This is a genomic window from Blautia sp. MCC270, assembly GCF_018785605.1.
Taxonomy (GTDB): Bacteria; Bacillota; Clostridia; order Lachnospirales; family Lachnospiraceae; genus Blautia_A; species Blautia_A fusiformis.
Map to the genome: position 1 here is coordinate 1 of NZ_WQQD01000028.1, position 14,422 is coordinate 14,422.

The following is a 14,422-nucleotide window of genomic DNA, read 5'->3' on the forward strand; positions in this document are numbered from 1 at the left end:
AGCACTCCAAATATCAAAACATTACAGAATGTAACATAAAGAATCATCTACAAAATGTTCTATCTAAATGGCATTGCCCTCGCGCTCCCACCCCGTTGGGCACGGAAGGAGTTCTGCGTTGTTGTGTGTGCTACGTTGTTGACTTTTGTCTGTATGCTTCGGTATTGGATGTGGAACGTTGTGCTGATCTGGTTCCTGGATTCTTCGATATTTATGGCGGTACGCTGTGCCGATCTGCGATCTGGTTCTGGGATTCTTCGGTACTTATAGTGGTACGCTGTGCCGATCTGCACCCTGTATTCTTCGATATTTATGGTGGTACGCTGAGCCGGGCTGCTGCGGAGGAGGGGTGATTACTACTTGGGCTGCGGGAGACGGCGTTATTGCGGCAGGGCCTGCTTTCTGAGCCGAAGGCGAGTTCTGTACTTGGCGATCTTTGCGATCCCTTTCACAAAGGTGACCGTCGTCAGCCGCAAAAATTCCCGGATACGCCGGACTCTCACCCACATAACCATGTGTAACCATTGATGCAGGAATATGGATACGGGTAAGACTTGTACATTGCTTAAATGCACCTGCTTCTACCACCACCCCATTATCCAGAATGTGGATGGAAGAAAGGGATGTACAGCCGGAAAAAGCTCCTCTTCCACTGCCTGTTCCACACTCTCTTCTGCTGAAAAATCAGCTGCACTGACCAGCATTCCCGAATCCAGGCTGCCAGCCAGAAGCGTCATTGTCAGCATCAATGCCAGTTTTCTTTTCATACCCAATCCTCCTTAAAAAATATAAAGCAGCCATATTTTATTACTGCTTATTATCCTGATTTTCTTTCTGATTCTTTTCTTTTTTCTGAGCAGTACTGTCGGACTCTGCAGAATCTCCCTGCATGATCTTATTCAGTTCCTGGATCATCTCTTCATCCTTCAAACGGAATTTTACCTCTACACGTCTGGACGCATCCTTATCTACATTTCCATCTGCATCCAGAACCGGATCTGACATGGAATGCCCATTCACTGTCAGACAATCCTTCAGTTCCTGAACCTGTGAATCCTTCAGAAAATCACTCTTAATATCCAAAAGATACTGCGCTACCGCCAGAGACCTCTTCTGTGACAGCTCCAGGTTATAACTGTAATCTCCGTCTGTATCCGTATAACCATCAATAATGATCTCGCCAAGATATTTCTTGTAGGAATCATCCAGCAACACCTTACAATATGTCGGCAGCACCATAGACAATGTCATCTTACCGGAATCGGTAAGCTCTGCCTGATCATAATCAAACATAACATTGGCATTCAGCGTCAGCGCACCTGTCTGTGGATCAATATCCACATTGAGGTTCTTTTTTTCAAATTCCTTCTGCAAAGCTTCCACAACCTCAGCTTTCACGCCGATGATCTTGTCAATCTTCTCCTGTTGCTCTTCCAGAAGCTCTGTTTTTTCATCCAGCGCAGACTGCTGCTCTTTCAATGTATCCTGCTGGCTGGAAAGCTTCTTTTTCTGAGAGGCCAGCTTTTTCTGCTGCGCCTCAAGCGTTTCCTGCTGTCTGGCAAGCTTCTCCGCCAGAGAAGACAGTTCTTCATCCTGAGATTTGATCTGCTTGTCCTTGGACTTGAGCTGCTCATCCTGGCTTTTTAATGTCCCTGCCTGCTCATCCAGCGCATTCTGTTTTTCCAGAAGCTCTTCTGTATATTTTTCCTGAAGAGCGATTTTTTCATCCCGTTCCTTCAGACTGTCCTGATAGCTCTTCTGTGCCTGAAAAAGTGTCACACACATGATCAGAACAAAAAGCAGCAAAACTCCTGCCATCATATCCGAATAAGAACGCCAGACATTAAACCCATGCTCCTCCGGCTTTCTTTTTTTGCGCATTGACAATTCCTCTCTTATTTAAATAAACCAAAACGGCTTTTCTGTGCTGCCTTCGTTGCCTCACGGATACTGCGCTCGATCTCATCCAGCAGCGCTTCCTGTCTTGCGCCCTGTCCTTCCAGAAGATCCTCCAGACCCGTCAGCTTATCCTTAAGTTCCTGGATACCGGCATTGCTTCCATAACCCCAGGGCTGTCCGGCGATCAGATGGATATCACGGTTATTTTTTGCCGTCTTGATCTCAGAAAGAAGCCTGCGTACCTCATCCAGAACACTATTGACCATCTTCTGGCTCTCGGTAAATTCTTTCACTCTGGCTTCAAAATCTTCGATCATCTTCTTATCTTCACGAAGAAGCTCCTCGCTGATCCTATTGGAATCCGCAACTGCTTTCATCCCTTCTGCAGCACTGTCCACATACTGGCGCATAGATGCATTGCAGGTTTTCCAGAGATCTGCGGATTCTTTTTCATTTTCATGCATATGCCGGGCAAGCTTTTCGTAATCCTGTTTCTGTAGCTGCTGGATCATCTGATTATCCCGGATAATACGATCTGCAGTCTTCATATAACTGCTCTGCATCTCATCGATTTCCTTAATGGCATCCTTCATGGCACGTTCCTGCCTCGTAAAAGTTTCACTCAGCTGACTGCTCATGGTCTTGTACAATTCTGATGTATATTCTGTATTCTCCTTCTGCACCTTCTTAAGTTCTGCCAGAGCATCATTAAAATCTTCAAACTGCATCTGAAAGGAACCATGCATCTCGCTTAAAAACGTATCCAGGATCTCCCGGATCGCATCCTGCTGCCCTTTTGTCACAGATGCGGTAAGAACGTCCAGAGAATCATTCATCTTCTGAAAAGTAGGTGTGATCACTTTCTCAAAGCTATCTGCCATCTGCACAGAAAACTGTTCCGCCATCTGTTTCATGGCTTCTGTCTGCGTCTTCTGGCTGGAAACAAGGAGATTCCAGGACTCATTCTCCGCAGTAGGGAGCACCAGTGCGTGAAAACGATCCAGAAAATCCTGCATCGCCTGGGACATCGCAGAATATCCGCTTTTCATCCCAAATGTGTACACAACAGAAAGTGCAACTCCATAAATGGAAGTCAGAAACGCAACTTTGATGCCATCTACAAGAGCGGATACCGAGCTTGTCATCACTTCATAATCTGTGGGCTGGAAATTCTTAAGTCCCCACACAAGACCGATAAATGTTCCAAGGATACCAAGGCTTGTAAAAATGTCCGGAGCCATCTCAAGGAGTCTCTTGTGGATATGTACATCTACATCCTCAATATTCACAAAATCCTCTACTTCAGCGATCCCTTCTTCCGTTCTGCTGATGCTGTCAACAAAATCATCCATCTTTTTGTCGAGATAGCGGTCACCGAAAATCCCTCGCAGCTGCCCAATCTCTTCTTTTCTGGCTCTTCCCGGAAGCTGAAACACTTCTGTGATCTCACCAGAGCCATGCTTCAGTGCTCTTGACAGGTTATCCATCCGATATAAACCTGCAAAAAGCCCCACTGCGTATATGATCAGCATAAGTCCCAGAAATGCAAAATTATAAAGCAACACATTCCCGGAGCCTTTTCCAACATAAGCAGTCAGGGTTGCCGCGGCCACTGTTACTGCCAGAAACAGCACTGTATTCATAAACTTTTTTCCCATAATATGCCTCCCCTGTCTTTATTTTTGAAAAAAGTTACTCTTTTGTTCCCATACTATCATAACATCTTCCCTAAAACAACCAGAAAGGACAATTCCTTCGCCAAAAGAATTGTCCTTTCGTCTTTTTTCTATTTATACTTTTATTTATACTTTTATACGGCAGGCTGCATCATCGCTGATCAGGATCCTGCGTCCGCAAACACCTACGATCACTCCGCCAAGTATCCTGCTTATGATCTGTACGGTCTTTCCTTCGCTGACATCATATTGCCTGATCTGTTCCATAGTCTCCGGCATTCCGGTCATCCACTTGATCGTGTAGCTTTCCCCTGCTTTTGTCTCATTTAATGACTGCATATACTCACCCCATTCCATATATCACATCGCTATCAGTAATTATCCTCTATCCGTAGGCGGATATTCGCAATCCGCACTTGGTTAAATGATTTCATATAATTTCAACACAATTCTGCATCTTTATATAATTAGTAAAGTTTAACTTTTATTTTTCTGAATCATTCATTGCTTTTATATATTTTATCTCATTTTATCTCAATTAGTCAATCATAACCTGTGAAATTCCACCAATAAAAACAAGCAAAAAAAGAAACGCAGAACAGCCATTACAGTTATTCTGCGTTTCTCATTATTTTCTATGCATAAACTCTATCTTCTTCCAGAAGCGTTGTCTTTCCATTCTTTACTTCCACAAGATTAACACAGCAGTTTGGCGGCACGGAGCCTCTCCAGAAATTCTCCGGATCAGGATCTACATTCTGAAGAAGAGCACGGACTGCACATCCATGAGAGGCAACAAGAATTGTTTTATCCGCAAGAGTCGGATCTGATGTTATTTCATCCCAGAAATCCTTTGTCCTGGCGATCACATCAAAAATATCCTCGCCCTTTTCCGGTCGTTTAAAATTTACCGGAGCACGGAAAAAAGTCTCGATCTGCGGATCGATATAATTGCCATCTGCATCTCTTACTTGATCACCCTCCAACACACCAAAATCGATCTCCTGGATCCGTTTATCCGGTATAATCGGAACATCACGTTTCCCCAGAACATATTCTGCTGTCTGTTTTGCCCTTGAGAGCGGACTTGTAAAACAGATATCAAACTTCACATTACGGAGAGCTTCTCCGGTTTTTTCTGCAAGAAGGATCCCTTCCTTCGCAAGAGGTACATCCGCTGCACCCTGAAGCTTTTTTAATTTATTCCACTCAGTCAGGCCATGTCTTACAATGTAGATCAGCATCAGCTTCTCAGCTCGATTCCAAGTCCGTTAAGACCATTCATGATCTTTTTCATTGCTGCGGAGATCTCGTTTTCACCAAGAGTCTTGTCATGGGCACGGAATACCAGAGAATAAGCCATGGATTTGAAACCTTTCTCAATCTGTGCGCCCTCGTAGATATCGAACAGCTGATAACTCTCAAGAATATTTCCGCCTCTCTGATCAAAAATCTCCTCAATCTGCCCTGCGAGAACTGCATGGGGAACTACAAGGCTCAGGTCACGAGTTACAGCCGGATATTTGGCAATTCCTGTATATTTGTGGTTGAAACCAGCAAATTCCAGAACATCCAGAATGTCGATCACTGCGATATATGCCTTTTCTCCGATAGAGTAATTATCTGCAACAGCCGGATGAACCTCACCTAAGTATCCAACTACCTTACCCTCGTAGATCATGTTAGCCTGTCTTCCCGGATGAAGGAATGGTTTTCCGCTGTTTGGATCGTAGGTAACCTTTTTCTTCATTCCGATCTTCTCGAAGAACTCCTCGCATACACCCTTCATATCAAAGAAATCGCCTTTTCCGTACATTCCAAGTGTAAACATGGTACGCTCATCCGGAAGCTCTGTAACCGGAAGGGACTTCGGAAGATAGATATTTCCAAGCTCGTAAAGACGAACATCTTTATTACGTCTGTTATAGTTTGTGGAAAGGGATGCCAGCATACCGTTCAGTGTGCTTGTACGCATGATACTGTAGTCCTCTCCAAGAGGATTGCTGATGGTGATGACTTTACGAAGATCACTGTCCTCAGGAATACAAAGCTTGTCAAATACCTTCGGGCTTTCGAAAGAATAGGACATTCCCTCTGAGAATCCGCAGTATTCTGCGATATCTCTTGCAACCTCCTGGATACGAAGCTTAAATGGCAGCTTACCTGTAGTAGCCTCTCCTGTAGGAAGTGTCATCGGGATCTTATCATAGCCATAGAATCTTGCAACCTCCTCTGCAACATCTGCATTACAGTGGATATCCTGACGGAATGTCGGTGCAACGATCTCGTCTGTTTTTTCATCATAAGCCAGTTCTACACGTCCAAGATAATCGATCATCTCTTCTTTTGTAAGGCTGGTTCCAAGAAGCTTGTTGATCTTCTCAGGCTCAAATTTTACTCTGGATGGCTCTCTTGTCTCGCTGCAGACATCAACCATTCCGCCTACAACCTCACCTGCACCAAGCTCTTCCATCAGCTGGCATGCACGGTCAATTGCAGCCTGTGCATTGTTCGGGTCAAGACCCTTCTCAAATTTACCGGATGCATCTGTACGAAGTCCGATTCTCTTGGAAGAAAGACGGATGCTGGTTCCATCGAAGCACGCCGCCTCAAAAAGAACCGTTTTTACATCGTCTGTGATCATGGAATTCTCTCCACCCATGATACCTGCGATGCCGACAGCCTTCTCACCGTCACAGATCATCAGAACGTTCTCATCCATGATACGCTCCTGGCCATCCAGTGTGACGAATTTCTCATCTTTTCCTGCACGGCGTACAACGATCTCCTGATTTGCGATGGTATCCAGATCATATGCATGCATTGGCTGTCCAAACTCTTCCATTACATAGTTTGTGATATCAACCAGGTTGTTGATCGGGCGGATTCCATTGGAAGCCAGACATCTCTGCATCCACTTCGGGGACGGACCGATCTTGACATTTTTTACAACTCTTGCACAGTAACGCGGGCAAAGCTCCGGATCCTCTACAGTAACCTTTACATAATCGGAAGCTTTCTCATCATTTTCCTTAACCTCTACAATCGGCGGGCAGAATTTCTTCTGGAAGGTTGCTGCTGCCTCTCTTGCGATTCCAAGAACACCGTAGCAGTCTACACGGTTGGAAGTGATCTCATACTCAAATACCACATCGTCAAGGCCAAGTGCCTTAACAGCGCTCTCACCCACAACTGCGTCCTCAGGAAAAATATAGATTCCGTATTCCGGTGCTTCCGGATACATTTCTCTGGTGCTTCCAAGTTCCTCGATAGAGCACATCATACCAAAGGACTCAACGCCACGGAGTTTGCCTTTTTTGATCTTGATCCCTCCGGGAGTCATTTTTCCATCATGGCCGCCTGCAACACGTCCGCCATCAAGAACAACCGGAACCTTATCTCCTTCTTTTACATTTGGAGCGCCTGTTACGATCTGCACACTCTCAGTTCCGATATTTACCTGGCAGATAATCAGCTTATCTGCATCCGGATGCTTCTCGATCTTATCGATCTGGCCGATCACGATCTTATCGAGATCTGCATCCAGCTCTGTAAAGCCCTCTACCTTTGTGCCTGTTAAGGTCATGGCATCTGTATATTCCTGTGCCGTTACATCCAGATCCGGCACATATGTTTTAATCCAAGATAATGAAGTATTCATTTTGGTTGTCCCTTCTTTTTTCTATATTTACTGTCAGACGGATACTCATGATCCGTGTTCACTGTTTTAGAACTGTTTCAGGAATCTGCTGTCGTTCTCATAGAGAAGACGCATATCATCGATCTCATATTTCAGAAGTGCGATACGCTCCAGACCTACACCAAAGGCAAATCCTGTATACTCATCCGGATCGATCCCACACATACGGAGAACATTCGGATGAACCATACCACAGCCAAGGATTTCGATCCAGCCGGAACCTTTACAGAAACGGCAGCCTTTTCCGCCGCATTTGAAACAGGAAACATCAACCTCAGCGCTCGGCTCTGTGAACGGGAAATGATGCGGACGGAATTTGGTCTTTGTCTCCGGTCCGAACAGCTCTTTTGCAAACTCCTGAAGGGTTCCCTTAAGATCTGCAAACGTAACATTCTTATCAATAACAAGGCCCTCGATCTGATGGAAGGAAGGTGAATGTGTTGCATCTACCTCGTCAGAACGGAATACACGGCCAGGTGCGATCATACGGATCGGAAGCTTACCTTTTTCCATCTCACGTGCCTGCACCGGTGATGTCTGGGAACGGAGCAGAATGGAATCATTGATAAAGAATGTATCCTGCTCATCTCTTGCCGGATGATCCTCCGGAATATTCAGCTTTGTAAAGTTGTAGTCCGCATACTCAACCTCCGGACCTTCCACAACCTCATAGCCCATTCCGATGAAAATACGCTCAACCTCTTCCAGAGCAATAGTATTCGGATGGCGATGACCGATCTTCGCTTTCTTTGCAGGAAGTGTTACATCGATCACTTCTGCTTTCATTTTTTCCTCACGGACCTTCTCCTCGAAATCCTTTTTGGAGGCTTCCAGAAGTTCTTCGATCTTAGCTCTTGTCTCATTGACAAGCTGTCCAACCTTCGGACGTTCTTCCGGAGCAACATCCTTCATACCTTTTAAGATTGCAGTAAGCTCACCTTTTTTTCCAAGATATGCAACACGCACATCATTCAGCTTATCCAGGCCCTCGGATTCCTCGATCCGTTTTCTGGCATTTTCAGCCAGTTCCTGAAGTCTTTCTTTCATATCCATGGTCTATTTCTCCTTTAATTAAAATGATCAAATGATCCGCCGCCCACCCCGAAGATCCAGATATGGGCAATAAAAAAACCGTCCCTTATAAAAGGGACGGAATATCCGCGGTACCACCCAGTTTCCCATGAAAAGATCACGGGCACCTCTTGTCTGCTTAACGCGCAGCTTACGTCATCTCCTACTGTTACTTCAGAGAGGCAGCTCCGGTGGGAAATTCAAGAACCATCTGAACCCGGGGAAGCTTACAGCCGGTGACTTCCCTTCTCTGTGAGAAAATGATCCTCTATAAACACCTTCACAGCTTTTCTGTCTTTTAATACTATGCCACAAGGTCTGCCTTCTGTCAAGCGCAAAGTCAGGATTCTTTGGAACTGTTTTTTTCATTTTCTTTCTTGGAAAGAAGTGTTTTTACAGATCTCTGGGCCTTTCGGAATTCATTTTCGAAGTAGGCATTGATCTCCGCCCCGTAAAGAAGCAGGTTCATACACACATACAGCCACAGCATTACCATGATCAGCGCAGTCAGACTTCCGTACATATTTCCAAAACTCGGAAAAAATTCAAAATACAGGGAAAATCCATAGGAAAATATCATCCATGCCACTGCGATCATAAATGCACCCGGAAGCTGGCTTTTAAAGGTTGCCTTTCGGTTTGGAAGCACTTTATAAAGGACCAGAAACACTGCAAACAGCACGGCAAATACAAGCAATGTCCTGGCCCCTATAACCTTGGCCAGCAGCCTCCCGAGAATCGGAATGGTTCTCTGTGCAGCTACTTGGATTCGATTACCAAGAACCAGGACCAGAAGAGTGACAATGATCGCCAGCACAAACAACAGCATATAAAAAACCGAATAGATTCGGGTCATCAGCCAGTTTCGGGTTTCCTTTACATGATAAATGGTATTTAAGCCATTGGTGATCGCCTGCATTCCCTTTCCGGACGCCCAGAGTGCCATCAGCGCAGACAACGGCACGATGGCTGTACTTCTTTTGTATACTTCTACCACAATGCTCAGCACAAAGGTCTGCAGATTTCCGGGCACAAACCCGATGATGGCATCCCTGACAACATTATAGCTTAACGGTGTATAACGGATCAGCGTTGTAAGAAACAGTATAAACGGGATAAAAGACATGATCAGAAAATACGCTGCCTGGGCCGCATATGCACTGACATGATCTCCGTTTGCCCTGCGCACAAATCCCAGCATGAGCTGGATTATATTTTTCTTTTCCTCGTCCATGCTGACCTCCCTCAGGTTTTTTTTCACCAGGAAAAACGTTCAAATCCGATCTTATCCTGGATTTCCGGAAAAAGCTTTACTTCCGGCTGCAGGCTCTTATGTTCGCCTATCATCTTTTCCATCCATACCATATTATACCAGCGGTTAAACTTATAGCCGCATCTGTGGAACTCTCCCACACGCTTATAGCCGAAATGCTTATGAAAATCCACACTGGCACTGGTCAGGTATTCATCATCTTTTGGTGCAACTGCAATGCAGGCGTTCAGGTTCAGAATTCCCATCTCTGCAAGAAGACTCTCCAAGGCTCGATAGAGTCTGCCTCCTGCACCGCTGCCCCGCCGGTCATGCCTCACATAAATGGACATTTCCGCACACCAGCCATAAGCAGCCCTCGGGTGAAACGCCGAACCATAGGCATATCCCAGGATCTCTCCCTTCTCTTCTGCCACAATATACGGATATTTCGCCTTTATATCATGGATCCGATGCGTAAACTCTTCTATGGAAGGTGTTTCATATTCAAATGTGATCGCAGTTTTTTCTACGTAGTAGGAATAAATCTCTAAAAGTGTTGCTGCATCTCTCTCTTCTGCCACACGTATCTGCATTGCCTTCTCGCACCTCTTTTAATTCTGTTTATCTGTTATTTCACAAAGAAACGGTAAACCGTTTCAGAGCTGTACTCTTCACCGGGAAGCAGGATCGGAGAATGGAAATCCTCTACATTGACTGCATTTGGCTCCACCTGTGTCTCCAGGCAGAATCCATAGCGTTCATGATAAACATGACCGTTCTTTCCCTTCTCATCCTTAACAAAATTGCCTGCATAGAACTGCACACACGGACAGTCGGAGGAAACCTCCATACCGATACCGGATTCCCTGCAGTATGCAGTAGCGATCGAACGGACATTGCCCTTTGCATAATTATCGGTTACATAGTTATGGTCATAACCGCCTGTAAACTTCAGCTGTTCAAAGTCCGCCTCAATGTCTCTGCCGATCGGTTTGGAAACATTGAAATCCATCGGTGTTCCCGCCACCGGTGCATATTCACCGGTAGGAATGGACTGGCTGTCTTTTACCGGAGTAAAATACTTCGCATGAATACATACTTCCTGATCAAGCACATCTCCGCTGCCTTCTCCGTTCAGATTAAAATAAGAATGGTTGGTCATATTGGCAACGGTAGCTGCATCAGAGCGTCCTCTGTAAAAAATCTTCAGTTCGTTTTCCTCTGTGAATTCATATTTCACAACAATGGAAAATTCTCCCGGAAATCCGTTCTCTCCATCCGGACTGATGCGGAAGAAATCCACGCTGTTCTTCTCCTGGGAAATTTCTTTTACCTCCCACAGCTTTTTCTCAAAGCCATCCGGACCGCTGTGAAGATTGTTATGATTCTCATTCTCTGCAAGAACCACTTCTTTATCATCAATAAAAAATCTGGAATTCTCGATACGGTTTCCACTTCTTCCAATGATCGCACCGAAAAAGCATCCATTAATCTCATATCCCCGGATATCGTCATATCCAAGGACCACATCCTTCAGATCTCCCTTCTTATCCGGAACACATATCTTCACCAGGATCGCACCATACTGAAGCACTTCAGCATAGGCACCTTTTTTATTCTCAAGATGATAGATTTTTACTTCTTCCCCTGTAGGAAGTGTCCCAAATTTCCTTTCAGAAACACTCATGCTGTAATTCCTCCCATATATGAAAAAAGAGCCACTAACCGGCTCTATGTCTTTAACCGATTAATCCCGGGATGCCGTTCCCTTATTTTTGACGCCTAGCAGATGCTAGGTGGGTATCCTCAACAGTGTCTTCTGCCTACCACGACGTGAGGTCTGACATCCAACCTGCGATTTTGGATTCCCAAAATGTCAATGTAGGTTCAAAAAGAAAAGGGGGATCGAACATTCCAGGATTCGGTTTTCGTTGTTTTTATTATAAACCAGTATTTGTGCTTTTTCAACAGAAAATACATTTTCTTACTGATTTTATTATCAATTATTATTTGATCTTAAGGATATCCTTTACTGCTGCCGGCATATCCACTGCATCTACCACCCTGTCATGAAGAACCGGGGCAGTACGGATTTCTTCAACTGCACGTGGAACAGGTACTCCGGAAAGCGCACTTAATGCGTCTACAAGGCCAAAATCATCCAGATCTTTATGCTCCTCACCAAGTGCTTCCATAACACTTCTTGTGAATTTATACGGACTTGCAGTAGAGGCGATCACTGTCGGAAGATGATCCGCTGTCTCACTTACATACTTCTTATATACGCCGGCTGCAACTGCAGTATGCGTATCGATCACATAATTGCTGTTTTTGTAGATATCACTGATGGCCTGTGCAGTCTCATCTTCACTGCAGAAATTACCATAAAAATCAACAAGCTGTGCTTTCATCTCGTCAGTAATGGTATATTCGCCGCCCTCACTTAAGGATTTCATAAGCTCTGCACATTTTTCAGCATTTTCTCCGGTAAGACGATAGATCAGTCTTTCCAGATTGCTGGAGATCAGGATATCCATGGAAGGAGATGTCGTAAGGATGAAATCTCTCTTTCTGTCATAGGTTCCTGTGCGGAAGAAATCATAAAGAACACGGTTCTCATTCGATGCACAGATCAGCTTGTGGATCGGAAGTCCCATCTGTTTCGCATAGTATGCAGCAAGGATATTTCCGAAGTTTCCGGTAGGAACTACCACATTGATCTCCTGTCCGTCTTTGATCCTGCCGTCGCGTACCAGTGATGCGTAGGCATATACATAATATACGATCTGAGGAACAAGACGACCGATGTTGATAGAGTTTGCAGAAGAAAACTGGAAACCTGCCTGATCCAGCTCTGCTGCCAGCTCATGATCATTGAACATCTTCTTAACTGCAGTCTGGGCATCATCAAAGTTACCGGTAATACCTACCACATAAGTGTTGGCACCCTTCTGAGTTACCATCTGTTTCTCCTGGATCGGGCTGACACCATGCTTCGGATAAAATACAATGATCTTCGTTCCCGGCACATCTGCAAAGCCTGCCATGGCAGCTTTACCGGTATCTCCTGATGTTGCGGTAAGGATCACGATCTCATTCTTAACATTATTCTTCTTCGCTGCAGTTGTCATCAGATGCGGAAGAATGGAAAGTGCCATATCCTTAAATGCAATGGTCGCGCCATGGAACAGTTCCAGGAAATATGCCCCATCCGCTTCATGAAGAGGCGCGATCTTTTCTGTATCAAATTTGCTGTCGTATGCTTTGTTGATACAGTTCTTAAGCTCATCCTCGGTAAAATCTGTAAGGAAACGGCTCATTACCTCATATGCTGTCTCCTGGTAGGTCATCTGCGCCAGCTTGTCCATTGGTACATCCAGCTGTGGAATGCTTTCAGGCACGAACAGTCCGCCGTCCTCAGAAAGGCCCTTAAGTATGGCCATAGACGCTGTAACTGCCTGCTCTTTTCCTCTGGTGCTCTTGTACAATACCTGCATTGGTGTTCCGCCTTTCTATTGTAAGATATTCGTTTTCTTTTCAACGTTATCACATTATAGCATGGAATTATGGAAAATGCCACCACTTTTAAAAAAGAATCTGTCTTGCCCAATCCCACCCTGTGATCAGACAAATATTCACAGCTTTCGGATAAAAAGAAACCGCCGGTCTGTTTCTGCCGGCGGTTGGTTCCTTTTGTACTGCATCAGTTCTTCCTATTTATATGTATAAAATTCATGGACCCCGTATTTAAAGAGCCTCTTCAGGTCCTTTTCAAACCATTTCACATTATGTTCCTCTGCTGCAGATTTCTGGATAAAGAACAGTGCACCTTCAGAATAATCCGTACCCTTCAGCGCCTGCTTGACCGCTTCCCTTGTTTCATCGGAAACTGCAACTTCATTGATCCTGCCATCATAGGTCGGTGAAAACTGCGGAACGCCGTCACTGTTATCCCAGACAACCTCTGTCACCGTATTCGGAAAATCTTCGCTTTTTACACGGTTCATGATGACGTTAGCCACCAGAACACGGCCCTTGATATCTTCACTTCCTGCTTCTGCCTCCACGATCCTCAGAAGTGTATCATAGTCTTCATCTGACATCAGTGTGGGATTTTCTGCCAGTGTGATCGACCTTGCATCAAGTTCATTTACTTTGTTTTCCATAGAGGAGCTTACATTAAGATCTGCAGCAGTATTGGTTACTTTCTGTACTCTCTGGCCTACGATCACCTGCTCACAGGAGCTTCCGATCCTTGTAACCGTGCTTCCGGATAATGGTGTATCCGTAACTCCTGAAACCACACCTGCGATCCCGGTAGGAACAGCAACCTCTTCATAGGGAGAGCCCTCTCCTCCATCTGAAGCTGCATAAACCCTGCCTCCTTCACTTTCTGCAAATGTCCTTGTCCCCAGAGAAATAACCATCGCCAAAACTGCACATAATGTCAGCACTGCAAAACTGCGCGCGGAATTTCCTCCGGTTTTTCCATTTCTACGTTCATCCTGCACTTCGTCAGCCTCGCGTAAATCTTTCTCAACTTTCATAATCTCATTCCTTGCGTTTCATTTTCTGTAACAGCCCATAATCCTCCGATGCGACATCACAGCCCCCATTATCATCGCTTCCCGGATAAATACGGATCATTACGATTTCCTTTACATGTTTGTAACATTTTTGTAATGTATGGGAAAATTATATTTAATAATATTGAATATGTCAAGCTTTTTCCCGTATTTAACGCTTCAACGGCGGTATTTGTGTTTTATCCACACCTTATCCACATAAAATCCACATAAAACCGCAGAGTTATCCACACTCATG

The 14,422-nt window shown here is 44.9% G+C and carries 14 protein-coding genes, 1 other RNA gene and 1 other annotated feature; of the genes, 1 reads left to right on the top strand and 14 read right to left on the bottom strand.

Annotated features, from left to right (window positions below; translation table 11 throughout):
- Nucleotides 1–353: hypothetical protein (locus tag GPK58_RS08195; RefSeq protein ID WP_215638478.1), on the top strand; the 353-nt coding region annotated here is incomplete at its 5' end.
- Here the strand turns inward: GPK58_RS08195 and GPK58_RS13420 are convergent.
- From GPK58_RS13420 to GPK58_RS08265, 14 genes are all read right to left on the bottom strand, one after another.
- Nucleotides 265–591: a hypothetical protein gene (locus GPK58_RS13420; RefSeq protein WP_412378457.1), complete on the bottom strand. Its 327-nt coding sequence runs from the start codon at nucleotides 589–591 to the stop codon at nucleotides 265–267. The genes GPK58_RS08195 and GPK58_RS13420 overlap by 89 nt on opposite strands.
- Nucleotides 582–767, bottom strand: a complete 186-nt coding sequence (locus tag GPK58_RS08205) for a hypothetical protein (protein WP_114002824.1) — start codon at nucleotides 765–767, stop codon at nucleotides 582–584. The genes GPK58_RS13420 and GPK58_RS08205 overlap by 10 nt, the downstream gene beginning before the upstream one ends.
- A gap of 40 nt (nucleotides 768–807) precedes the next feature.
- Nucleotides 808–1,881, bottom strand: coding sequence for an OmpA family protein (locus tag GPK58_RS08210; protein WP_173722731.1), 1,074 nt, complete (start codon nucleotides 1,879–1,881; stop codon nucleotides 808–810).
- Nucleotides 1,882–1,895: 14 nt separating this feature from the next.
- Nucleotides 1,896–3,557 (bottom strand): MotA/TolQ/ExbB proton channel family protein, encoded by a 1,662-nt coding sequence (locus tag GPK58_RS08215; RefSeq protein WP_215638479.1) that lies wholly within the window; start codon nucleotides 3,555–3,557, stop codon nucleotides 1,896–1,898.
- Between the two features lie 144 nt (nucleotides 3,558–3,701).
- On the bottom strand, nucleotides 3,702–3,914 hold the full coding sequence (locus tag GPK58_RS08220) for a ferrous iron transport protein A (RefSeq protein WP_044962386.1): 213 nt from the start codon (nucleotides 3,912–3,914) through the stop codon (nucleotides 3,702–3,704).
- A 296-nt stretch (nucleotides 3,915–4,210) separates the two neighbouring features.
- Nucleotides 4,211–4,819 carry a histidine phosphatase family protein gene (locus tag GPK58_RS08225; RefSeq protein ID WP_022427216.1) on the bottom strand — a complete coding sequence of 203 codons (609 nt, stop codon included), beginning with the start codon at nucleotides 4,817–4,819 and terminating at the stop codon, nucleotides 4,211–4,213.
- Nucleotides 4,819–7,236, bottom strand: a complete 2,418-nt coding sequence (gene pheT, locus GPK58_RS08230; RefSeq protein WP_015526758.1) for a phenylalanine--tRNA ligase subunit beta — start codon at nucleotides 7,234–7,236, stop codon at nucleotides 4,819–4,821. Before pheT ends, GPK58_RS08225 begins: the two co-directional genes overlap by 1 nt.
- A 66-nt stretch (nucleotides 7,237–7,302) precedes the next feature.
- Nucleotides 7,303–8,322, bottom strand: a complete 1,020-nt coding sequence (gene pheS, locus GPK58_RS08235) for a phenylalanine--tRNA ligase subunit alpha (RefSeq protein WP_044962388.1) — start codon at nucleotides 8,320–8,322, stop codon at nucleotides 7,303–7,305.
- A 95-nt stretch (nucleotides 8,323–8,417) separates the two neighbouring features.
- Nucleotides 8,418–8,639 (bottom strand) — a binding site (T-box leader).
- 47 nt (nucleotides 8,640–8,686) lie between these two features.
- On the bottom strand, nucleotides 8,687–9,580 hold the full coding sequence (locus tag GPK58_RS08240) for a YihY/virulence factor BrkB family protein (protein WP_059086355.1): 894 nt from the start codon (nucleotides 9,578–9,580) through the stop codon (nucleotides 8,687–8,689).
- A 23-nt stretch (nucleotides 9,581–9,603) separates the two neighbouring features.
- A complete protein-coding gene (locus tag GPK58_RS08245) occupies nucleotides 9,604–10,191 on the bottom strand; it encodes a GNAT family N-acetyltransferase (protein ID WP_215638480.1) in 588 nt (195 codons plus the stop codon).
- Nucleotides 10,192–10,226: 35 nt separating this feature from the next.
- Complete coding sequence (locus GPK58_RS08250) at nucleotides 10,227–11,285, bottom strand: aldose epimerase family protein (RefSeq protein ID WP_022427218.1); 1,059 nt, start codon at nucleotides 11,283–11,285, stop codon at nucleotides 10,227–10,229.
- Nucleotides 11,286–11,344: 59 nt separating this feature from the next.
- Nucleotides 11,345–11,522, bottom strand: a non-coding RNA gene (ssrS, locus tag GPK58_RS08255) — 6S RNA.
- Between the two features lie 82 nt (nucleotides 11,523–11,604).
- Nucleotides 11,605–13,095 carry a threonine synthase gene (thrC, locus tag GPK58_RS08260; RefSeq protein WP_021652923.1) on the bottom strand — a complete coding sequence of 497 codons (1,491 nt, stop codon included), beginning with the start codon at nucleotides 13,093–13,095 and terminating at the stop codon, nucleotides 11,605–11,607.
- A 216-nt stretch (nucleotides 13,096–13,311) separates the two neighbouring features.
- On the bottom strand, nucleotides 13,312–14,145 hold the full coding sequence (locus GPK58_RS08265) for a cell wall hydrolase (protein ID WP_215638481.1): 834 nt from the start codon (nucleotides 14,143–14,145) through the stop codon (nucleotides 13,312–13,314).
- Nucleotides 14,146–14,422: the final 277 nt, after the last annotated feature.